The sequence below is a fragment of the Bdellovibrio sp. HAGR004 genome (assembly GCF_055397015.1).
The window spans coordinates 2,653,017-2,674,823 of record NZ_AP029176.1 but is presented as its reverse complement, the minus strand read 5'-3'; the positions used below and the strand labels follow the sequence as shown (position 1 = coordinate 2,674,823).

General features: G+C 49.8%; 23 protein-coding genes. 16 read left to right on the top strand and 7 right to left on the bottom strand.

Going from position 1 to position 21,807, the window contains the following annotated elements; all coding sequences use genetic code 11:
- Positions 1–30: 30 nt before the first annotated feature.
- The 3 genes from ACZ5ZV_RS13390 to ACZ5ZV_RS13380 all read left to right on the top strand — a co-directional run bounded on the left by ACZ5ZV_RS13390 (position 31) and on the right by ACZ5ZV_RS13380 (position 2,618).
- Positions 31–1,254 (top strand): hypothetical protein, encoded by a 1,224-nt coding sequence (locus ACZ5ZV_RS13390; protein WP_464117581.1) that lies wholly within the window; start codon positions 31–33, stop codon positions 1,252–1,254.
- Between the two features lie 117 nt (positions 1,255–1,371).
- A complete protein-coding gene (locus ACZ5ZV_RS13385) occupies positions 1,372–1,776 on the top strand; it encodes a transposase (RefSeq protein ID WP_464117089.1) in 405 nt (134 codons plus the stop codon).
- Entirely contained in the window at positions 1,773–2,618 is an 846-nt protein-coding gene (locus ACZ5ZV_RS13380) for an IS3 family transposase (protein ID WP_464117088.1), read from the top strand. The genes ACZ5ZV_RS13385 and ACZ5ZV_RS13380 overlap by 4 nt, the downstream gene beginning before the upstream one ends.
- Positions 2,619–2,699: 81 nt before the next feature.
- Here the strand turns inward: ACZ5ZV_RS13380 and ACZ5ZV_RS13375 are convergent, their stop codons facing one another.
- The 3 genes from ACZ5ZV_RS13375 to ACZ5ZV_RS13365 form a co-directional block, all read right to left on the bottom strand.
- Positions 2,700–2,930, bottom strand: a complete 231-nt coding sequence (locus ACZ5ZV_RS13375; protein WP_464117580.1) for a ferredoxin — start codon at positions 2,928–2,930, stop codon at positions 2,700–2,702.
- Between the two features lie 81 nt (positions 2,931–3,011).
- Positions 3,012–4,310, bottom strand: coding sequence for a hypothetical protein (locus ACZ5ZV_RS13370; protein ID WP_464117579.1), 1,299 nt, complete (start codon positions 4,308–4,310; stop codon positions 3,012–3,014).
- 87 nt (positions 4,311–4,397) lie between these two features.
- On the bottom strand, positions 4,398–4,892 hold the full coding sequence (locus ACZ5ZV_RS13365) for a hypothetical protein (RefSeq protein WP_464117578.1): 495 nt from the start codon (positions 4,890–4,892) through the stop codon (positions 4,398–4,400).
- A gap of 123 nt (positions 4,893–5,015) precedes the next feature.
- On the opposite strand from ACZ5ZV_RS13365, the gene ACZ5ZV_RS13360 reads away from it, so the two are divergent.
- From ACZ5ZV_RS13360 to ACZ5ZV_RS13320, 9 genes are all read left to right on the top strand, one after another.
- Complete coding sequence (locus tag ACZ5ZV_RS13360) at positions 5,016–5,315, top strand: hypothetical protein (protein WP_464117577.1); 300 nt, start codon at positions 5,016–5,018, stop codon at positions 5,313–5,315.
- A 76-nt stretch (positions 5,316–5,391) separates the two neighbouring features.
- Positions 5,392–6,012, top strand: a complete 621-nt coding sequence (locus ACZ5ZV_RS13355) for a hypothetical protein (protein WP_464117576.1) — start codon at positions 5,392–5,394, stop codon at positions 6,010–6,012.
- Positions 6,013–6,171: 159 nt separating this feature from the next.
- Positions 6,172–6,759: a hypothetical protein gene (locus tag ACZ5ZV_RS13350; protein ID WP_464117575.1), complete on the top strand. Its 588-nt coding sequence runs from the start codon at positions 6,172–6,174 to the stop codon at positions 6,757–6,759.
- Positions 6,759–7,610 carry a CE1 family esterase gene (locus ACZ5ZV_RS13345; RefSeq protein WP_464117573.1) on the top strand — a complete coding sequence of 284 codons (852 nt, stop codon included), beginning with the start codon at positions 6,759–6,761 and terminating at the stop codon, positions 7,608–7,610. The genes ACZ5ZV_RS13350 and ACZ5ZV_RS13345 overlap by 1 nt, the downstream gene beginning before the upstream one ends.
- A gap of 127 nt (positions 7,611–7,737) precedes the next feature.
- Positions 7,738–9,351: a hypothetical protein gene (locus ACZ5ZV_RS13340; protein WP_464117572.1), complete on the top strand. Its 1,614-nt coding sequence runs from the start codon at positions 7,738–7,740 to the stop codon at positions 9,349–9,351.
- 72 nt (positions 9,352–9,423) lie between these two features.
- On the top strand, positions 9,424–10,701 hold the full coding sequence (locus ACZ5ZV_RS13335; protein WP_464117570.1) for a M24 family metallopeptidase: 1,278 nt from the start codon (positions 9,424–9,426) through the stop codon (positions 10,699–10,701).
- Positions 10,702–10,882: 181 nt separating this feature from the next.
- Positions 10,883–11,470, top strand: a complete 588-nt coding sequence (locus ACZ5ZV_RS13330; RefSeq protein WP_464117569.1) for a hypothetical protein — start codon at positions 10,883–10,885, stop codon at positions 11,468–11,470.
- A 2-nt stretch (positions 11,471–11,472) separates the two neighbouring features.
- Positions 11,473–12,144, top strand: a complete 672-nt coding sequence (locus ACZ5ZV_RS13325; protein ID WP_464117567.1) for a Fic family protein — start codon at positions 11,473–11,475, stop codon at positions 12,142–12,144.
- 143 nt (positions 12,145–12,287) lie between these two features.
- Positions 12,288–12,593 carry a hypothetical protein gene (locus ACZ5ZV_RS13320; protein WP_464117566.1) on the top strand — a complete coding sequence of 102 codons (306 nt, stop codon included), beginning with the start codon at positions 12,288–12,290 and terminating at the stop codon, positions 12,591–12,593.
- Here the strand turns inward: ACZ5ZV_RS13320 and ACZ5ZV_RS13315 are convergent.
- The gene (locus ACZ5ZV_RS13315) at positions 12,523–13,758 is read right to left on the bottom strand and encodes an ISL3 family transposase (protein WP_464117565.1); all 1,236 of its coding nucleotides are present in this window, start codon (positions 13,756–13,758) and stop codon (positions 12,523–12,525) included. The two genes, ACZ5ZV_RS13320 and ACZ5ZV_RS13315, sit on opposite strands and share 71 nt — an antisense overlap.
- A gap of 38 nt (positions 13,759–13,796) precedes the next feature.
- Between ACZ5ZV_RS13315 and ACZ5ZV_RS13310 the strand changes: the two genes are divergently transcribed.
- Together ACZ5ZV_RS13310 and ACZ5ZV_RS13305 are read left to right on the top strand one after the other, a co-directional pair.
- Complete coding sequence (locus ACZ5ZV_RS13310) at positions 13,797–14,447, top strand: hypothetical protein (RefSeq protein ID WP_464117564.1); 651 nt, start codon at positions 13,797–13,799, stop codon at positions 14,445–14,447.
- Positions 14,448–14,610: 163 nt separating this feature from the next.
- The gene (locus tag ACZ5ZV_RS13305) at positions 14,611–15,816 is read left to right on the top strand and encodes a DUF7453 family protein (protein WP_464117563.1); all 1,206 of its coding nucleotides are present in this window, start codon (positions 14,611–14,613) and stop codon (positions 15,814–15,816) included.
- 38 nt (positions 15,817–15,854) lie between these two features.
- Here the strand turns inward: ACZ5ZV_RS13305 and ACZ5ZV_RS13300 are convergent, their stop codons facing one another.
- The 3 genes from ACZ5ZV_RS13300 to ACZ5ZV_RS13290 form a co-directional block, all read right to left on the bottom strand.
- A complete protein-coding gene (locus ACZ5ZV_RS13300) occupies positions 15,855–16,709 on the bottom strand; it encodes a hypothetical protein (protein ID WP_464117562.1) in 855 nt (284 codons plus the stop codon).
- Positions 16,710–16,782: 73 nt separating this feature from the next.
- A complete protein-coding gene (locus ACZ5ZV_RS13295; RefSeq protein ID WP_464117561.1) occupies positions 16,783–18,909 on the bottom strand; it encodes a response regulator in 2,127 nt (708 codons plus the stop codon).
- 33 nt (positions 18,910–18,942) lie between these two features.
- Positions 18,943–19,659: a pseudouridine synthase gene (locus tag ACZ5ZV_RS13290; RefSeq protein ID WP_464117560.1), complete on the bottom strand. Its 717-nt coding sequence runs from the start codon at positions 19,657–19,659 to the stop codon at positions 18,943–18,945.
- Between the two features lie 80 nt (positions 19,660–19,739).
- Between ACZ5ZV_RS13290 and ACZ5ZV_RS13285 the strand changes: the two genes are divergently transcribed.
- On the top strand, positions 19,740–20,417 hold the full coding sequence (locus tag ACZ5ZV_RS13285; RefSeq protein ID WP_464117559.1) for a glycerophosphodiester phosphodiesterase: 678 nt from the start codon (positions 19,740–19,742) through the stop codon (positions 20,415–20,417).
- A 57-nt stretch (positions 20,418–20,474) separates the two neighbouring features.
- Positions 20,475–21,755 (top strand): trans-sulfuration enzyme family protein, encoded by a 1,281-nt coding sequence (locus ACZ5ZV_RS13280; RefSeq protein WP_464117558.1) that lies wholly within the window; start codon positions 20,475–20,477, stop codon positions 21,753–21,755.
- The last annotated feature ends 52 nt before the right edge of the window (positions 21,756–21,807 follow it).

The following is a 21,807-nucleotide window of genomic DNA, read 5'->3' as shown; positions in this document are numbered from 1 at the left end:
TTGCGCAGAACTTTTAACAAGGAGAGAGTCGTGTTTAATAGAGAAATCAGAAAAGTCCTGTCAGTGGCGGTCGTACTTCACGTTGCAAGTCTGGTGGCGTGTCAAGGCAAGCTGGATGAGGAAATTGTTGAAACTCCTTCCACCACTGTGGTGTCTTCTGATAAGCCCTCCACAGTGATGGGCGCTGTTCAGGGGGTGATTGTCGAGGTCGGTAATGGCCTTGTCAGCAACAGTCAGGCCCAGGGTGTGCAGGGTAAGGTTCAGTCGCAAAGCAACGTCAATGAGCTGTGCAACGAGCATGCGATGCCCTTGGATGGTCAAGGTGGCATTATGGACAGTCAGGGGCCGGACTACCCAGCGCGACTGTTCTATTGCAAACTTGCGCAGAATGGTGGTTCGCCAGACTCCATTCCCGGATCGTTCCAGCAGATCAAGGCCATTTCCTGCATGCTGGAAAAAGCAGGGATCGTCTTTGATAATCAAGAGCGTCAGATTTACATAACGCCAGACACATCGTGCTTCACGGCGCAGCAGCTTGCCGACATGCAGGTGCAGGCGATGACAGTGACTGTGCGCGCGTCGAAGCCGGCGTTCTTCAACACCTACTATGATTCCGGAGTTTCCATGACAATTCCTGACATGGGAACTTATCGAATCGCCGCGAAGCTCAGTGGAACGAAGATGGAATTTCTGACCCATGATGATCAGACGGCGGTCAGTCCGAATAAGTCCGGGACTTATGCAGCCAGTTTTGATCTTTTGACCGGTGAATTGAAGTACGAAAGCCGAGCGGATCGATTCTTGTGCTCTGAATACAGCAGTTGTGGTTGGTCACGTCATGATCGCCTGCTGGCTCAAGTGGGTATGACAAACGGTGAAATCACCTCGGTTTCCAAGATCGAAGCCATCGCCGGAGAAATCTATGCCGGGGACAACAGCTGGTATTCGGCCCGTGTTTCCACGATCAAGGGCAGTTTGGCCAATGGCTTGAAAGCGCGCTATTTTATGGTGAATTCCAACTCAAGTGCGGATCTGGCGGATGCGACCAAGTATTCCGAGGTTGTGAACAACCGCTGTTACACGCACGCTTCGGATCAGGCTGACTGCAGCGCCAATCCTGGTATTGAATTGCCACAGGAGCAAAGCTTCAAGTTCAACCTTCACCCCGACACTCAGTTCACTGCGACTCAGGCTTGGGTTGCCCAGTTAACAGGACTTGGCTTCACGTCGGTCAACTTTAACGATGTGCAGTAGTAGCGAGGACATATCAGAAGAAAAGGGCCCTCGTGATCTGTACCCCAAATTTCGGACAGGAAAATAAAAGACCCTGTCCCATTTTTGGGGTATTTTCGTATAAAAAGGAAGCAGATCATGGGCTCACTGTCCGAAAGAGATCGCCGAGATCTTGAGAAGAATCCGAATGTTCTAAAGGTAACGCAGTCCAATGTTGCCTATACCCCCGAATTTAAGGTTAGGGCCTTAAGGCTTCGGGAAGAGGGACAAACTCCTAGTCAAATTTTTAAAGATGCTGGTATTAACCTATCCTTATTTGGTGTGGATTATGCCAAGAAGTGCCTTCAGCGTTGGGAAAAGATGTCTACCCAAGAAGGTGGATTAAAGAAAGACCGCCGAGGTTCTAAGTCTACAGGTCGACCCAAGGGAAAAAAGCTTAAATCAGCAGAAGATGAAATCGCTTATCTTCGCGCGGAGAACGACTTCCTAAAAAAGCTCCGCGCCTTGGAGGCAAAATACGCAAACAAGAAAAGTTCGCGTTGATTAGCAAGGCGGTCAATCATCGGCCTGATCTATGTCTCAGCAGGCTGTGCGCTCAGGCTCAAGTCAGTACCAGTGGCTATTACTACTGGTTTGCCCAAAGAGCATCTCCCCAGGTCATCACAACAGACGCGGAATGGGTGCAAATCATTTTTGCGTATAGAAGGGGTAAAGCCGGCGCTAGGACAATAAAGATGCTTTTGCAACGCCACTTCTGGATCAACATGAACCTGAAGAAAATTAGACGGTTAATGAAGAAGTACGGCCTTCAGGCGACTATCCGACGTAAGAATAAGTACAAGCAAGGCTGGGCATCAGGTGAGGAACACCGGGTAAGTCCGAACATCCTAAGCAGGCAATTTAATGTTGAAAAGAAAGACACAGTTTATTCAACAGACATTACCTACTTAGACTATGGCAAAGGAAACAGGGCTTATCTGTCAGCCGTAAAAGACTTGGCAGTGAAAGATATCGTCCACTATACGGTTTCTCCTGGAGCTGGACTACACGTTGCGATTCGAGGCCTGGAAGACCTATTCAGCCGAAAGCCAGAGAGTTTGATCATGCATTCGGACCAAGGGTGTCACTATACATCCAAGACGTATCGAGATCTTTTGTCTAAGTGGGGTGTCACCCAGTCCATGTCCAGAAAAGGCAACTGCCTGGACAATGCGCCTATAGAAAGTTTTTTTGGTCATTTAAAAGATGAAGTGGATCTTCAAAGTTGCCATACGTTTGAGGAATTGGTAGCAGAGATAGACCGTTATATTAACTACTACAATAACGAACGTCCCCAATGGGGCTTAAAAGGAAAAACCCCGGCAGAATGCCGAGGTTTCACTTAGAGGACCCTTTTATTTATCTGTCCACTTTTTGGGGTACAGATCACTCGTGCCCTTTTTTATTTAAACGGGCATGCGCAGGACTCAGCTTTCCGTCTGACCGATGATGCCGATCGGGCAAATGGCCTGGGCGGCCTTACACTGCTGGAATTCCTTTTCGGATTGAGGCTGGCGATGGACATAGGCGTGGGCTTGGACATCGTGACTTCGAAAATTATCGGGGGCCTCTTTCCAGCAGGCACCACAGCTCAAGCAATCAGATCCGACAAAGAATTTCGGAAAGATTTTGGGGGCGGGGCAGATGGCTTCTTCCATTGGGATCTCCCACGGGGTGGATGATCCCACTTTACGGAAAGAGTCGCGCCCGGGCGTTGATTTGGATCAAGTTATCCGGTTTTAAAACTGCGGACTCCAGCCGCCCCAGGACCGACAGGATCGGGCATGATCCGAGGGGCCCCTTAAAAGACCCCAGCGATATTCACCAGGCTCGTTCGGGTTGTTAGAGAGCAATCCTGAAAACAGACGCCGTTTGAATTCCGCCATGTCCATGCTGCGGTTGGCATAGTAAGTGACCACGCAGGTCGAGTCTTCTGTGATACTTTGGGCGGGCATGTTTCGGGTCTCGCTGGCGGCACTTTGGTTAATATAAGGATAGATTTTACGAAGCTGATCTTTTTGTTCAGCGCTAAGGTCGCGACCATTGTTGCTCTGAAGGATCTCTTTGAATGATCTTCGCAGCAGCAGCAAGTCATCAAAGATTCTTTCATCGCGGCTTGGGGAAGAGTAGATATCAAATGCCTCATAAGACATGCAGCTTGGATACTGTCGTTTATAGGAAAGGGCATCGTTCACATAGGAAACCCGATCTTTAAAGCCGACACACACGTTGTCGATAAGTCGGGCGATTATTTGATCGTCTTTTTCATCACGCAATGCCAGCCGGGTTTGTAGAGTCTTGATCCATCTTTGCAAGGGGATTTGGAATTGTTCAGTGCTGTATCCGGGAACCTCCCAGACGGGCTTCCCCAGACTGGTCAGGGGGCGCCAATAGCGGAAACCGGCCCCGCTGGATGGGCTATAGTCTCCTTCAAACACCCAGTTTGGATTGGGCCAGGACTTTCTTTCCTGCATCCCAAACCCGGAATGAGACCCGACAACCGAATTGTAGACCAGATAGGGAACTCCGATGGGCAGAATCTCTTTGATTGTCCAAGAGTGATGATTGATGGAAGTGGTTGTTAGTACGCCGCCAGAGCGAATGGTTCTGCGACTGATGGCAACAGGATAGGTGTCTGACGGCAACGAGCGTGTGCTGCCCATTTCATAGATGTAGAGTAAAAAATTGCGGACTCGGTCGATTTCTCTCTGGCGGTCCCAACGGCTCATTTTGTTTGAAATTCTGGCAGCAGAATAAGTGGGATCTTTCATGGCGAAAGGAAGACGGTGTTCGTAGGCGAAAATAATGCGCATGGAATAGACCGCATCAGCACAATCTACGCGAAGACCATAGTAGGGATTCGACTGGCCGTTGGGAAGCTGAGTCCGGGAAAAGAAGTTTTTGTTCCATTCGTTCTTAACCCAGGCCGAATAACGATTTTCCCAGTCTTCAGACCACTTATTGACCTCTGTCCATACAGCGGCGTTGCTGAGTCCCGAGAGTAGCATGATCACGCAGAAGAAAATGGATTGCTTCATGGTTTCACTCCGGCTTCTATGAAACCATGTTCTGAAGAACCCTTCACACGTTCTTCACATTTTTGTTAAGAATCGGGAGTCCAGCTTTCAATTGGCAGTCGCGGGCAGGACCAGGATGCTAACGACTGTACTGTCTCGACTGATGATTTCCAGACCATATTTCTTGATGCCGTTGAGTTTAAATCGCAAAGACTTTTTCATGGTGTCGCATTCGCGAACAGGGCCCCAGGCCTCTGCACTCAGCGAGGTGTTGCCACTGCTGACGTCCAGAACGTTCAAACGGGGATAGAAGTCCGATACAATAAAATAGTCTGCCGTACTTTGAGTTTGAAATTGCACAAAGCCTCGATTTTCATTTTCAGTCTTCTTCAGTTGCACCATCGTGCGAACACCGACTTGCAACAAGGGGGCGTTTGCTACTGTTTCAGAGCTGGTCAGAAAGGCCGGTGCCTGGCGCCAGGTTTCGTAGGCCTTTGCGGGAAAGTGAGCCTTGGCTAAACAGCCAGCGGGGGCGTCCGGGCGGGTGGCGCAGCCAAGAATCGCCGCCGGGACAGTCAAAAGAAGAAAGATCTGAAATCTCAAATGAAACCTCCGGCTTTGATGCCTCATAATGCGCGAAGAATGAAATCTTCTTGTGGTTGGGTTTGAAAACGATACCATGAGAGGTGGTTGAAAGTGTTCTAAATTTGAGGAAAGAAGGATCTTATGCGGAAAGTCGCTTGGATTGTTATCCCCCTGATGTGGCTGAGTTTTTCAGGCTGTGGCCTGAAGGTGATCAACCCCAACGATCAGAATCCCAACAAGGACACTTTGGCCCTGGATATGTCCAGTGGACGTCCTGAGCTGGTGGCAACCTATACTTGTAAGGTTCAATCCCAGGGAAGCCGCTTCTTTGGCCTGGGGAAAACAGAAGAGGAAGCTCGTAAAGACGCACTGGGAAAGTGCCGGTCACGAACTCTGCTGTCGTTCTGTGATGAGCAAAAGGTCACCTGCGAAAAAAATTAGAAAAATATATCAGGTAACATAATGCCCCCACTTCGCTTGGTATCAGCCTTGCTAAGGGGTGATACCGGGGGGAAATATGAAAATTCAATTGCTTTCAAGTTTGATCTTTTTGTCGTTATGTTGTCACTCTGTTCTGGTCAAGGCGTCTGAACCTTCGCAATCTGAAAATCAGAAACTACAGGAAATTGAACGCCGCCGTATTCGCGCGGGACAGGCGGAAGCGTCCGAAAAAGTGACTACCGTGGGGGTGGATGAACGGGACTGTGTGGAACAGGCACGTTTCCGCGCCAGTCGCATCAGTTCTGCGGTGCTAAGTCGATGTAACAGTGAGGCGCGTGAGTTCTACCAGTGTGCTGTCGTGTCTCAACGAATTGTGCAGTATCCGACTTACATCTCTTCAGTTTCAGGATACGGTGATTTTAATGAAAGTAAAACCACAGAAGCCATCTGCCGGGATTCAGCGGTTCGGGAGGCTGAGCGTGATGCTTTATCTGATTGCTCAGAGAAGTACGGAGTTTCTTGCCAAATCACTTCGCGCGGGACAGTCACCAGTCACAGGTCTTATCAGCGTCGCAGATACTTTATCATGGGCCCGAAAGAGTTGAGGCACGAATGCAATGCTCATGCGGCAGCAGAACCAGCATCTCACTATCGCTACCAGTGCTCTGTCGAGGTTATTGCCAAAGCGCAATTGTAGCACCCAGGTCAATCTGGCGGGCGGCGGTGTTTCTGTGATTTTCTGAAACAGCAAAGTCTTTGGACAGTGATGGACATTTTATCGGTTTGCAGAGCACCGTCTTGTAACGCGAGGAATTTTTTATTAGAACTCCTTATCTCAATCGATAAGGAGTTTTTTATGAAAAAGATGATCTTTGCCGTCGTGTGCAGTCTTGGGATTTCTTTTACGGCCTCCGCGAAACTTGTGAAGATGACTGATGCGGAAATGGGTGAGGCCACCGCTGGTCAGATCGTTTATCCCAGCTTCAGTGTCCGCCAGGCCGCGATCATTATGGAGATGCTGGCGAACAACGATCAGTCCCTGGCGCTTCTAACCAAGAAAATCAATCAGCGTCTGTTGCAACTTCAGTTAGAGCAGGTGACCGATGCACATATTCAGTACCTGCTTCGTCGCGTGAATGCCGTGGAGTTTTCAGACGTTCTTTTGCACAATCATCTGCAGCTCGTCAGTCAGATGATGATCAACAATCACTACTATGAAAAACAGGTTTTGGCTGATGCGCAAAGACGAGCGATCATTCAGACCTTTATTTCTGCTGTCGTGAACTCCAACCTGCAACAAAACCCGTCCGTCGCAAATATCCTGATGGTCGTAAGCGTGTTGGAGCCCAATGCGTTGTTGCAGAAATACCCTGGTTTGATTTCCCCAATTTACAGCTACGGTAAACCGAACACTCCAACCATTGATATCCGACGTAACGAATAATGTCTTCTTTAGGGCGCGTTGTTTTAGTTGTATTGATAGGCTGGTGTATTCCGGCCTTTGGCCAGCCGCCGGTGTCCGGGACGCCGCGCCCCTTGATATTGTGGCTGCACGGGTGCACCCAGTCTGCGCAAGAGTTTATGGGGCTCACGGGGCTGGCTGAAAAGCAGCAGTGGATGGGTCTGGATGCGCTCATTTATACACCGGAGCAATCAGTTCTTAAGAATCCTCTGACGTGTTGGAACTGGTTTTTGCCCGCCAATCAAAAAAGAAATGCCGGCAAACTAAAAGAAATCATGGCGCACATTGAAGGCCTGATTGGTGATGGGCTGGTAGACCCAGAGCGGGTTTATGTCGGTGGCTTCTCTGCGGGAGGTGTTCTGGCGGCGCACTTTGCGTACTGTTATCCGGATGTTTTTAAAGCTGCCTTGATTCACTCGGGAGCTCCCTACAAACTTATCAGCCGCAAAAAGCACTCTTATGATGATCTGGGGCTGAAGGCCGTTCAATGCAGCCGACAGGTATCGCGTAAAAGACTTCAGGAAATTCTGATCGTTCGCGGGGAAAAAGATCAGGTTTCCACAGAGTCTCATGCCCAGAAGTCCCTACGGCAGGGACTTTATTTTCTGGATCAGAGTGATGACAGTCGTGTGAATTCCTCTTTTTATCAGACGGCAAATTCGGGTGACTTCATCCGTTGGAGTTCACCCTCCGGGGCGCGTATTTCTTATATCAAGGTTCCGGGCATGGGCCATGCCTGGAGTGGTGGTTCGGATGAATTCACTTTCGGATCGGAAAAGACCTTTGATGCAACCATCCTGTTTCTGGATGTCATCAGCCGTTTATCAAATTGATCTATTACGGGGCGTTCGAACAGATGTGCGAGACGCTTTATATTAGGACCCTTGTCTTTTTTTGAGACAAGCTCTGTCGCTTCAATCCACAATAAGTAGAATAAAAATCAGATATCCGGGGGGATGTGTGAAAAAGAATGGGTTGGCGGTTTTGGCCGGGGCTGGTCTATTGGTGGTTTCTTTTCAGAACTGCGCTCCACAAGGCATGCGCTTTGATATGGATTCAGAAACGGCTTACAGAATTGACGGTGAACTTCCGGAAAATGCGAAAGTGGCAGAATTCCAGTCCGAAGAATCCATCGAATATCCCTCCACTCAATTGGTGCTGGTGGTTGATAACTCTCAAACAATGAAGCAGTCCCAGGAAGAGCTTGTGGCTCGGATCGACGGACTTTTAGGTTCTCTGTCCTCAAAAAAAGTGACAGTGCAGCTATTGTCAACTTCGAGCTATTTGAACAGCGGATCGACTATTTATTATGGCAGTCTTAAAACGGGTTCAGAATTATACGTAAAAGATGTTTCAGAACTGGCGGATAACGACACAATGGCGATTGCGAAGACGGTCTACGGTGCCAGTCCGCAGCCCATCGTCTTGGATCCTCGGGATTCAGCCTCCATTCGCCAGGCCCGTGTGGACAGTATAAAAAAATCTGTGTTGGGGATGGGAACAAGCGGCAGCGATAATGAATCCGCTCTTTGTTCCGTTATCCAGTGGGCCTCCAGCAAGTATCAGAAATCTGCCGCGAATGAAAAAGTGGTTTTCTTTGTGCTGACGGATGAAGACAACTATCAGACCCGTCATTGTATGGCGGATCAGGTTTATAACTATGACCGGACCATGGCGGTGCAATACAAAAAGACCAGTATTCCCTTCAAATTTACAGGGGTGGGCTATCGTGATGGCGTCAGCTCCAATGTCGAAACAAGAACATTTACAAATATCTTTTCTTTGCTGAAAGGCCAGAATCCGGCGGGCTTGGCTGGGCAGAACTGTCAAAGCGAAGATCTGAAGCGTGTCAAAGACAGTGTGAGTTCTTTGGTTGGAAGAACCGTCATGTATAACGGTGTGAGCTTCCACTTTAATGAAGTTGAACTGACCGAATGTAAGTATTCCGAAACCACTTCAACCTATTATGTGGACGAAGCTGAAGGTCTTACGGACTATTGCACGCAGGCCTATCGTGGACATGCAAACGTGATGGGTTATCTTGCCGCAACCTACACTGGTGTTCTGCCCCATCAGACGTGTCAGATGGTCGGGCCAACAGGAGTGCGTCGCGGGATTCTTCGTTCTGGCTATTTCCTGGAAGGAAGCCCGGATCTGGCCGTCAATTTCCTGAACGACATTTCTAAGACCGCTTTGCATGGCAATTATTTTATGGCCGTTGTGGGCAACATCCGAGGTCAAAGCTGTGAACTGAAAACCGGGCAGTCTTATGCCGAAACCTTCGAACGACTGCAAAGCTCCAGTCCCGGCGTGGTTCAGACTTATTCCCTGTGCCAGGATGATGATGGTTACAAGAAGGCCTTTGATAAAATCGCTGCATCTGTGTCTTATGTCAGTCAGGATTTCCCCTTGGAGATTCCCGAAGGCATGAAGGTGCGCGATGTCCTGTTACAGCGCAAAGACAGCGCGACAGTTGAAAAGGTGAAGCCGGATCAGTATGACGTCGCTGAAGGGAAAATCAAAATCAGCCTGAAGCTTTCCAAAGGCGACAAACTGACTGTGATCGTCTTTTAACTCGGCCCGGCGCGTGGGGGTTGACGGTTTTAAAATTGAGAATAGACTTTGGAGCAGGGTAATGAGGTGATTATGCTGTTCGCTGAGGAAGTCTATAAGGGCCGCCAAACAAAAGTTTCTAGCGCGTGGAAAGATCTTCTGGGATCTTCGGATTTAGTTCTGGTTCATAGTGGCGTGGCTGTGCAGAAGCCGGGTGGTTTGGATCAGACTTATGATTTTTTGCCTCATCCGTCTTACTTCTGGTTGAGCGGTCACCGCCGCCCTGAAGGCGTGATGGCTTATTCTTTAGGAGAAGGTTGGATCGAATATCAAAGGCCTTTAAGCCCGGTGGATATCGTGTGGGAAGGGGCTGAAGGTAATTTTGAGTGTCAGCATTCCCTGGAAGATCTGAAAAAGAAAATTTCTGGTGGTACTTACAAACGTATTCTTCACCTGGGGCAACCGGCTCAAGGCTTGGCGTCGGATGAAATCATCCGTGAACTTTCCATTCGAATGGATCAGGTGCGCCGTCGCAAGGGAGCAGAAGAGGTTCGTCTGATCCGTCAAATAGCGGACATGGCCAACGCGGGTTATACCGCGTTGAAGAAGTCGCTGCGCCCGGGCATCACCGAGCGCGAATTGCAACTTCACTATGAAAATGCGGTTTTGCTGGCCGGGGCGGAAAAGATGCCTTACGGCTCGATCGTGGGCAGTGGTGAAAACGCCGCAATTCTGCATGCTGTACCCACCGCAAAAAAAGTGGTCGCCGGGGAGCTGGTCCTGGTGGATGCGGGAGCCGATGTGGAAGACTATTGCGTTGATATCACCCGTGTGTTCGCTGTGGACGGTCAGTTCACGTCTCAGCAACAAGAAGTCTATGATTTAGTCCATCAGGCTTACAAAGAATCAGTCAAGATGTGCCGAGTGGGAACTCAGTGGCGCGATGTTCATATGAGGTCAGCGCGCGTGATTGCTGAGGGATTGAAGCAGTGGGGCTTGTGGAAGAGTTCAGTGGACGCCGTTTTGGAATCCGGAGCGATCTCTGTATTTTATCCGCATGGGGTCGGTCATTTGGTCGGCTTAAAGGTTCGTGATACAGGAAATCCTGAAAATACGAATCCAAAACGATACTACGGCTCCCGCCTGCGGGTGGATTTGGCGCTGGAAAAAGATTACCTTATTACAGTAGAACCAGGCTGCTATTTCGCCCGTGCCTTTATCGAAGATCAGGCGATCCGGGAAAATTACAAAGACCATATCAATTGGCCTGAAGCTGAAAAATGGAAGACTTTCGGTGGAGTGCGCCTTGAAGATGATATTTTAATCACTGGGGGGGACGCAGAAAGCCTGACTGACTGTGTGCCAAAGTAAAAGATCCCGATGAAAACTCAAAAAAGCCTTCCATGGATTTTCCTGGAAGGCTTTTTTATTTCAGCCCAAGCTGCAGAGGCTGTGGCTCGGCCGGGGGACTCCTATATTATTTATAGGGTACTTAGGCATTGAACCGAAATAGGGTATAAGGGGGGCATCAAAAAGACCTTAAGGAGATATTATGAAAAAGGAACTCTTGGCTAGTGTCCTGACCCTATCTGCAGGAATGGCCGGCATCGTGTCTTTTCCTCAGCCGTCTTTGGCCCGTTCGATCAATGTCGAGAAAGACTTTGCTGAATCGTTTGTTGTGAAGTCCTCGGTGGCCGCACGCTTTACAGATGAAAACGGGCAGGTGATTCACGGGCATATCTATCTAAGCCTGACTCAGCAGACCCTTACTCCTGAATACAACAACCAGCTTCGCGGTGAAATGACCGGCTATCTGTATTTTAAGAGCGACGAACCTGTCAGTGAACGTGATGGCAAGAAGTACTATCGTTATGAGCCGTTGACGGGTGATGATGGCGAGGTTCTCTTGGATAGAACTCACAAAGGGCAAACGAATGACTATCAGATCTATGGTTGCAACTCGACGATGACTCAGTGTGAAGGCAGCAGTTTTGCTGTTTCATTCTCAGGTAAAAACGTCAGCATGCAGTTGGTTTTTGCAGCAGATCAGCGTTTTGAGGTCTTTGTTCAGGCTGACAACTATTCAGAATGGGTGACACGAGTGTACTCAGTCCCCATGCATCCGGTGATCGCTGAATAGTCATGAAATTCACGGATCTTCTGATCAGGTCTGTGAACTCTGCCGAAGAAGAGCAGATTCGCGACCTGATTGAGCAGGTGAATCAATTGCGCCATCGCTGCGAGTCCCTTTCCTTAGAGGACTTGGGGGCGGGGCTGGCAAGACTTGCTCCCTTGCGTTTGCGGGGTTCCAGTGCTTTAAAGCGCGGCGAAGTCGAGTCGTGGCAACAAGCCAACGAATATGTCGCCGCGAGGATCCGCGCTGATGAAGCCCCGAACCTTCAGTCTATTTTGGATATCAATGCGATACTTTTAAAACGTCCTGCAGGCAGCCTTCGCGACCGGCCCGTGTTTGTGGGCACTCAGCAGGCTTGTCCTGTGGGAGAGCTCAAAGAGGGGTTTCTGCGCCTGGAGTCAGAGATTCTGAAGGCCGATCTAGACCCTTTCCGTAAGGCCGCTCTGGCTCAGTACTGGTTGATCAGTTTGCATCCATTTGAGGATGCCAACGGGCGCACAGCCGTGATGATAGCGGACTGGATTCTGGGGCTGGGCGGATACCTGCCGATGAGCTTTGAATCCAAGTTGGATGCTTTGGTGGGTGTTTTTGAAAATCAACGGGCTTCTGCAACCCCGGGGGCTGCCATTATCAAGCTTCTGAAGAACCTGCAAAGAAGCTATCAGGCCGTCCTTTCTTAGCAAAACCACAAATTAGGGCCAGGCCCTGTTTTTATTTCATGGATAAGAGCGCCTGAAACGGCTGAACTCCCGTTTGTTTGCATTTGAGCCTGGGCATGTTTCGTGGACTTAGGCTCTTGTTACAATCAACAAGGGACAAGAATATGTATAAAAAGTGGACAGACAAACTTATTTCATACTTCGTACTTCTTTCTTTCGCCGGGGCCATGGCGCCGATGACAGCACATGCGACTTCGGACTTGGACGCCCTTTATGATTCTCAGGCGGAAGTTGAAAGCATTGAAGCCAACCTGGATGAAGCCAAGGGTGGGTTCAATCAAAGCAAAGAAGAACTGGAAACAGCTCATAAAGATTGGTTCTTCCGAGGTTCTTGTGCCCTTACGCCGGGTAGAGTTCAAGTTTTCCGCAGTAGAACAAGATCGCGATTCGGTAGTTGGCAAAGTTTCTGAAGCCACGAGCATTGGCTTTGATGGATTGGATCTTCGAGTTGAACCCCTCCATCATCGCGTTGGTGATGTGGTGGCGTAAGTAGGTCAAGATGTTGTCGAGATGCCGGCGCATGAGCTTGGCGACGTCGCTCATCGGTTTAAGCCTGGAGTGCGTCGCCCACCAATACCATCGGTCGAAGAACTTTCTCGCCGAAGCTTGATACGTGTAGCTCCAAAACTCCGAGAACATCTCCTTCATCGACCACGCTCGCCCTGATTTAAGTTTATCCATGCGAAGCTCGTTGAACCGAGAGGTCTCGGCATCGCTCATGTTCTCGGGGTTTTTCAGAAACAGATATTTCGCACCTTTGAGTGTCTCGACATCGTCTTTCATAAACGCCCGATGCTCTTGGCGCCTCACTTTGTCGACCGCATCGCCCAAGTATTTTGAGATGTGGAACTTGTCGTGCACGATGTCGGCTTGGGGCGCATTCGTCTTTGTTGACGTGATGAAGGCGTCCCACATATCCATCGCAACAGCATCGATGCCGGATCTCGTCTCCTCTGGAAGCTTCTGCCAGAGTGAGTCTGTGGCCTCAAGTGTTCTGCCTTCGACGACATCTAGAACGCGTGCACCACCGATGTCGGTCATCAGTGAGGCGTACTTGTGACCTTTCAAAAAACTTTTCTCATCGATACCGACGTGTTTGATCTCATCAAGCTTGCGACGCTCAAGACCGCGTTCGACCGCGCGCTTTTGGATGTGATGGACCTGGTCCCACGAAAGCCCTAAAAGCCTTGCCGCCTCTTTGAGGCTCTTGGCGGCAATCATGACGTCAATCGCGAGCCTCTCAAAAAGCAGAGTGAAGCGAGAGTTCGGACCAGCCCATGGGACGTTGATTGTCTTCGCCCCATGCTCCTTGCAATCTGATCTTGGTACACGTGAGCGAATGATCGTTTGAAATTGCATCGTGTCCAAATGCCGCCACCTGCGCTCCTCGCGGTGATCTTTGATCGAACACGATCGCCCGCACTCGGGGCACTCCGGCTCGTGGCCTTTCGACCACTCGACATCAACCTCGACGAGACGATTTACGGTATCAAGGTTGACGTTAGTGACTGACCACGGCGGCACAAGACCGAGAAGCTGCTCGAACAACTGGTGTGAATCGGATGGATTTCTCATCCGAAAATCGAAGCTCATAAATTAAGCGAATTCAATTCGTGCGCGCCGGGCTACCCACAAAAAACTCGGAATACCCTAAAGATTTAAAAGCCACAACCCGCAAGAACAAAGAAACAGCGGCGCGTACCAGTCGCGAAATCCAGCGTTTGCAAAAACAGCAGGCGCAAAACTCCAAGGAAACAGCGGTTCTGACCGGCAAGATCGAGACCTTGAACAAGGAAATCAGAAAAAACGAGCAAGAAGAGGCACGTGTTCGCACCAAAGCAGAGGCCGTGGCGGCGAAATTGGACAGCACCCGCAACAGTTATGAAAACTCACTTGAGCAGCGCCGCAAAACTCTGCAGTCCTTAAAAGAAACCAATGCAGATCTTGCAAGATTGCAGGGAGAGCTGAAAGACCTTCAGCAGAAATACAGAGAAGCTGTGGCCGCTGAAAAATCCAGTGCCCGTTCTTTGAAGTCCGCCCAGGCCAGTCTTGATAAGTTCGAAAACTCGGCCCGTAAAGAGGCCCGCCGTTTGGATGACATGACCAAGGCCGCTTTAGCGCAGGCAGAAAAGAACAATCGCAAAGCGGACCTTTTGATCGAAAAGAAAAAGCAGATGGAAGAAGCGTTGGAAAAGAAACGTCAGCGCCTCAGCGAGGCCAAGGAAAAGCAAAAGAAAGCTTTGGCTCGCGTCAGCTCCAACTAGTTCCTTCTTCTTTCAGTCCATTATCAAAGGGTCGCTCCGGGCGGCCCTTTTTTTATGTCGTCGCCCCTTCATCGCAAATCCTTGGACGCGCCGTGAAATTGCAAAAGAAATCAGGACAGATCCTGGGTTCTTGCATATGCTTTTTGCATCACAAGGGGACACTATGAAGAAGATCAGCTTTTCATTTTTGTTGGCAGCCTTGGCATCGCCGGTTTTTGCCGGAGTTTTGCCCGAGTATGCGGAACCAGAACTTTTGGTGCGGGTTCATTTGCTGGACACTTACAATCTTCCGCCTTTAACTTACCTGAGCAACACTTCGCCTGCAATCAACAATCACGGTGATGTGGCAATTAAGTTGATGGCCGTGGATGGCAAACCCAACCAGGCAATTTGGTTCAAGGCCCACAATGCTCCCGGGGAAGTGATCTATGTAGCCCCGGACGATCATTACGTCACCGATCCGACCGTCAACGATCGCGGCCAGGTGACCTTCAGCCCCTTCAACGACTTCGAGAGCCAGGGTGTGTTGGCCTACGACAGTCACAGTAAAAATACGGAACTGAAAGTCTCTGGCCCAGAAAATCAGATCGCCTACGCGGGTTATGCGCAGACTTTGAACGATGGCACGGTGATCTTCCGCAATTTTGCCAAAGACTATGATCGCAGCTTTGTTGAATACAAAGACTCGTATGTCACCATCGCACGCGAAGGGGAAAGACGCTTTGACACTCCGGCGGCGTATTTGTTCCGCCCTGCTGTTAATGAAAAGAAGCAATGGGCCTTTAAGGTCCGTCTGGGGGAACATGGCGAGATCAGCGATGCCCAGTCGGATCAGATTTTGTTGATCCAGGCCAAAGGAAACGGGGACTACGAGAAAACCATCATCGCCCAGGATCGCAAAGGAGACCCTAACTCCAACTTCGTCGGTTTTGGAAACACAGTGGCTTTATCACAAAACGGTATGGTGGTTTTCATCGGCCATCTTCCAGACAAACGCAAGTCACTGGTTCTATACAAAGACGGTGAACTGCAGTCTTTGGTCACAGAGGGGTTGGATGGTATTTCTGAGCTGGAGCTTTTCACGCCGCGCTTAAACTCATCGGGCACAGTGGCTTTTAGAGCCAAGAATGCAAAAGGACTGCGTGGGCTTTATGTGGCCAATGAGTTTTCCGTGAAGCGTTTGCTGGGCGAGGGTGACAGCATTATGACGGACAAGGGCTTTGGGTATGTTCTTTTGAAAAAGGATTTCCCGGGCTTTGCCGGTGATATTGATTTCAATGAAAAGGGTGAACTGGCCTTTGCCTGCATTCTGGCTTCGCCAGACGATAAAATCATCGGGGATGCGATTTACAAGCTTTCTCCGAAATAGGTGAAAGACAAAAGGGGCTTCTTAGCCCCTTTGTTGTTTTAGCGGGCGCATTCGCGAAGCAGTTTTTCACAGCGATCGATGATTGTGGCCCGGATCTTATCCCGATGCTCTATAAACTCTGGCAGTTTCGTGGTTTGTACGATCTTGTAAAGACTGATAGTGCGAACCAGATCGGCCAGGCGTTGTTTCTGGGGGCCCTTGGACAGAGGGTATTTGGGGATGTCTGTGTTATCCGAAGCAGCACGCAGCACCGCCTCTGTCCAGTCGATTTCCGTCTGGGTTAAATAGATGGTGGGAACAAAGCCGCTTTTCTGCAGGGCTTTTTCTTCTGTTTTTAATTGAGTGTTCAGCCAGCGCAATTCGCTGACGATTTTGTCCAGCTCGGCATCGTACTTTTTGCCAAAAAGAGCAAAGACAGTCTTCTTCCATGCTGCACAGAAGTCCTCAAATTCAATGTTTTCGGCTTTTTCAAAAAACGGAGGATGAGTGATGTAGTGCAGAGTCTTTGTCAGCACATCGGTTGAGATCACCGCGCTGTTGGTTTTGTACCCCACACGCATCAGGTTGTGTGCCCAGTTGGCAAGTCCTGTCAGCGCGCCAGGGCTGACAGTGGCGGTGCGGAAGTTCAAATGGAAAGCGGCAAAGAGGGAACTGTGCATGGGGCGCTCTAGAACGCGATCCAGTTCGCTTTTGCGGCGCTCATGTTTGGGAAGGGAAAAGAAATGTTCCAGATGCTCAGAGAATTTTTCGAAGCTTTCCGACCACAGGTTTTCCTGCTGGCAGGTTTTGTACAACTGAAATGCTTTGGCTGGACTGGGTTCTGCCTCGTCCAGAAGGGCGTTGATCTTTTCTTCCATCAGTCTGGGAAAGTTCTGCCAAAGTTCTTTGATCATGGATCTTAGTTTAGCACGAAGTTTTTCCAGAAGTGGGAGTCCGTTTTTTTGTCGAAATTTTTGACGGTTTTCCCTAGGTGCGAACCCGGGTCAGAATCTCACTGAGCAGATTCATGTCGACGGGCTTGCTAAGATAGCCGTCAAAGCCATTTGCCAGACAGCGACTTTGTCCTTCCACGCTGGCTTGGGCGGTCAGGGCCACGATAGGCCGTCGATAGCCGCGCTCTCGAAGTTGTGATGTCGCTTTATAGCCGTCCATGACGGGCATTTTGATATCCATCAGGATGACGTCATAGGGATGGGCCAGGGCTTTGGTGACGGCCTCTTGTCCATTTTCGGCGGTTTCTACAACAGCGTCTTGTCTTTTCAGATAGCGGGTCATCAAGGCGCGCAGATCTTCAGAATCATCCACCACCAGAACATGACGGTCTTTAAGAAGGCCGTTGTCTTTGGCAAGCTTTATGCGCCCTTGTGTCTGCATTTTTGTCTGCGCCGGGGATATCAGTTTCAGATCCTGAATCTTTCCCAGTTTCAATGAGAATTCAAAAGTGCTTCCCTGGCCGGGCGCGGATCGCAACAGGCGCAATTCTCCGCCCATCATCCGGGCAAGACGCTCTGATAACGCCAGTCCCAATCCGGAGCCTTGCAGGCGTTGGACATCCGCGCTTTCGCCGCGCACGAAGGGTTGGAACAGATTTTTCTGCGTGGCCTCATCCATTCCCATGCCCGTGTCAGACACGGTGATGGTCAGGGTTCCTTCCATATCAATATTGGTAGAAAAAGCCACATGCACGGTGATGGTGCCCTCACGGGTGAACTTCACCGCGTTGGAAAGCAAGTTGATCAGGACCTGACGAAAGCGCACGGAATCCGAAAGGATGGTTTCCGGAATCTGAGTATCATAGGCAATTTGCAGATGATACTTCTCCTCCTCTAGAGCAGAGCGGATAACCGAAATGGAATCTTCCAGTTCGTGCATGGGATTCATGGGTGCTTTTTGGATGTAGAGGCGGTTGGTTTCAATTTTTGACAGATCCAGAAGATCATTCACCAAAGAGGCCATAAAATTGCCCTGCCGGTAAATAGACTGGGCATCACGCCGACCTTGTTCATTCAGGCTTGGGTTGCGAAGCAGGGTTTCGGCAAAGCCCACAATAGCGGCCAGGGGGGTGCGAATTTCATGACTGGCATTGGCCAGCAAGATGGATTTGGCATTGTTAGCGGCTTCGTGTAAGTCACGTTCGCGGCGCAGATTTTCTTCATTGCGTTTGGTTGTGATATCCCAGGCAATTCCCGTGGCCCGGTAAGGCTGAGCTTCAGAACTGCGATAAAACTTTCCACGCAGGGCAATGTGCCGATTCTGATTTTTCGCATCCTTGATCAAAGCTTCTGAATCCAGATCCGTGGTTGTGCGCAGGGACTCTTGCAAAATGTTTTTTAGCTGAGCCGCCCCTTCCGGGAAAAGGGCCAGGTTTCCCTCGCAGTGAATGGCGTCGTTGGGAATGTCCCAGTCCCAGCTTAAGGCATCTGAAGAGGACATCGACATGCGCAGGTGTTCTTCATTTTTTTGCAGTTTGGAATCCAACGTCAGCAGCTGGATCAGGGCTCTGTGCAGGTTTTTTCCAATAATGACCATCAAAAAGCAATAGACCGTGATCAAACCTCCGACGGGAATATGATAGGGAAGATCCGAGAACAGATAGCTCAGCCCCCACAAGCCCATCGCGGGAACCACCACGCAGGCCATGGCAATGCGTGAAGAAACATACGTGATCATCGCACCGGCAGACATGGAACACACAAGAAGGGCCGTGAGGATCTGCTGGGCGGTGTCGCCATAAGGGGCCAGCCAGCCGATCGTGCCCCAGCAAAGTCCGGAAATTCCCAGCAGCACATACATGGCATAAAGCCAAAAGCGGGTCTGGTAAATGTGTGTCAGCGAACTTTTGATTCTATTCCAGCGGTGCAAAAAGCCCAGGCGGATGAAGGCCGTTGAAAGCAGAATCACAGCCCAGGAGACAAGATAAGCGTGTGTGACATTGTCCCAAGCGATGTAGACATAAACCGAGGCGTTGGCGATGATCGCGGCAATGCCTGTGACATTCTGCTGATAAATCAGATCAATTTTGCGGATGGCAAGATCCAAAGATTCCTGATTCGTTTTGTTTGCTGAAGAAGTCTTGAGATCCGCTGTTGCCATTTGCAGCGATACTACAGTTCGAATCCTACGAATTCAAATTGCATCCAATCCATGTTCAAAGAGCCGGTGGATGCGCCCCCATTTTTCACAAGGTGGTGCTTGTATGGAGAGCGTTTCTCCGCTCCAGGGATGCTGAAGTTCGATGGCTGTGGCTTTAAGGCACAAGCCCTGGATCTGCAGGGTGTCCCGGAAGAAACGATTGTGATGGGAATCGCCATGTTCAATGTCACCTAAAAGGGGATGAGCGATGCGGTCAAAATGGCGACGAATTTGGTGCCAGCGTCCTGTGATCGGATGCACCTGCACCAGCGAATAGCGTGATGTGGGATACTTTTTGCCAACGGCAAAGGGCAGTTCAATCTGAGCCAGAGTTTTGTACTGTGTTTGTGCTTCAACAGTAAGGCGTCCTTCATCGGCCTCCAAAGGCAGATCAATCAGGCCTTCGCTTGGAACATAACCTCGAACAACCGCCTGATAGGTTTTATGCATCTGGCGTTCTGCAAAAAGATGATTGAGCTTGCGTGCCTTATCGCGGGACATCGCAAAAAGCAAAACACCACTGGTCGGCGCATCCAAACGGTGCACGGGAATGACATCTTTCTTCATCACCCGACGCAGGTGATAAAGGCAGATCTTTTCTTTAGGCACAGGATAGGGCGACAGCTCCGGAGGGTGCACAAAAAATCCGGCGGGTTTGTCGATCGCAAAAAAATGTTCATCCTGATAAAGCAGGCGGAAGGGGAGTTCCATAAGCGCGTAGATTAGGCGTTTTGCACTGTGAAAGCGAGAAAAATGTGGCCTAAAACGGACACCTTTGTTTCAATAGAGCCATGAAAATAATGGGTCACCGCGGGGCACGGGATCGTGCGCCGGAAAACACAATGCGCTCTTTTGAATTTGCTTTGCAGTCCGGGGTTCAGGCCGTCGAATTTGATGTTCATGAAACCTTGGACGGGGCGTGGGTGGTCCATCATGATGACACCTTAAATCGCACCACCACCTCTGAAGGCAAAGTGGGTGGTAAAACCTGGGAGGAATTATCCCGGGTGCGCACCAAAGAAGGTGACCCTTTGCCGCGACTGGAAGAGGTCTTGAAGTTATTTGCCCCCAGTACCGTAGAGCTGCAAATTGAACTGAAGTCTGCCGGGGACTTTGCCAAGCTCGGAGATCTTTTAAGTCAGTTTGGAAAAGTTGAAAATATCACTGTGATATCTTTTAACCATCGCTGGCTTTTGGATTTCAAAAATAAAAACTCGCAGATCCGGACCGCAGGCTTGTTGTTTGGACTGCCAACCAACCCGGTGGAGCTTGCAAAATCAGCCCGGGCAGACGGTCTGTCTTTAAGTGTAAACTGGATTGATTCGCAGCTTGTCAAAGAATGCCATGCAGCGGGACTGACGGTGACAGCCTGGAACGCAAATGACGCCGAAGTCTTTGGTAAGATGAAGGAAATAGGTGTGGACTATCTGGGGACAGATGTTCCATTTACGGCGGTTCACTGGAATTAGAGCTTCCTTCTAATTAGAACATGTGCTCTAGTTGCAGTCATAAAAATGGAGTTTTTTATGACGAAGAAGAAAGTCGCCAAGACCAAGTCACCACGCACGCAAGCTATTCACGGCGAATTCCTGTCCAAATCCTGGGAGTTTTCTCACCATCTCATTCCGCCGATGACCGCTTCTACGACATTTCGTCTGGAATCCCTGCAAAGGGGAGCTGAGGGCTTTAGCACTTTCGGGGCACCCTCTGGCAAGGAAAAGCCCATCTGGATCTATGACCGCCTGGAAGAGCCCACAACGAAAATGCTGGAAGACCAATTGGCGCTATTGGAAAAAGGCGAATGTGCCGTGACCTTTGGCAGCGGGATGGGGGCCATTGCCTCTACGCTGATGTCACTGCTAAGCAACGGTCAAAAAGTTGTCGCTCATAAAACTTTATACGGATGTACTTACAGTCTTCTGACGAACTGGCTGCCACGCTTTGGAATTCGTCACACCCTGATGGATGTGAACGACTTCAAAGATCTGGAAGCCGAATTGGCCGATCCAAGCACCCGTGTGGTGTATTTTGAAACTGTTTCCAATCCGATTCTGGAAATTGCCGATCTTGAAAAGATCACGGCCCTGGTCAGAGCCGCCAACAAAAAGCGTGCGAAGGAAGAACGCATCTACACCGTGGTGGACAACACCTTTGCAACACCGTGGGCCCTTCGCCCGATCGAATGGGGCGTGGATTTTGTCATTCAAAGTCTGACCAAGAATATTTCAGGTTTCGGTACGGAAATGGGGGGCGCGGTGATTGCTCCAAGGTCCCATGAAAGTCTGTTGCGTGTGGCACGCAAGGATTTCGGCGCGATCATTCATCCGTACTCGGCGTGGCATATTCTGGTTTACGGAATTTCAACCCAGGCCATTCGCTTTGAACAGCAGCAGGCCTCGGCGTTGGCGGTGGCAAAATTCCTGGAAAACCATGCGAAAGTGGAAAGCGTCACTTATCCGGGGCTTAAAAGCCACGGGCAGCACAAGCTGGCAAAAAAATATTTGAAATCTCCGGAAGGCAAGTTTGCTCCGGGCACGATGATTTCCTTCAAACTTAAAGGCGACATGAAAAAGTGTCAGAAATTTGTCGATGATATTGCGGCAAACTCTTATGCCATCACTTTGGCGGTCAGCCTGGGACTGACAAAAACCCTGATCGAGGTTCCCGGCTTTATGACCCATTCGGCGATACCTGATGACAAGCGTGATCACAGTGGCATTGATCCGCGTGCAATCCGTCTGAGTATCGGTCTTGAAAACGTGATGGACATCATCGGGGATTTGTCAGAGGCGCTAAAAAAGATCTAAAGCCGGCGCGCTTTGAATTTTCTACCGTCCATTTTTTTGACAGCGAACTATC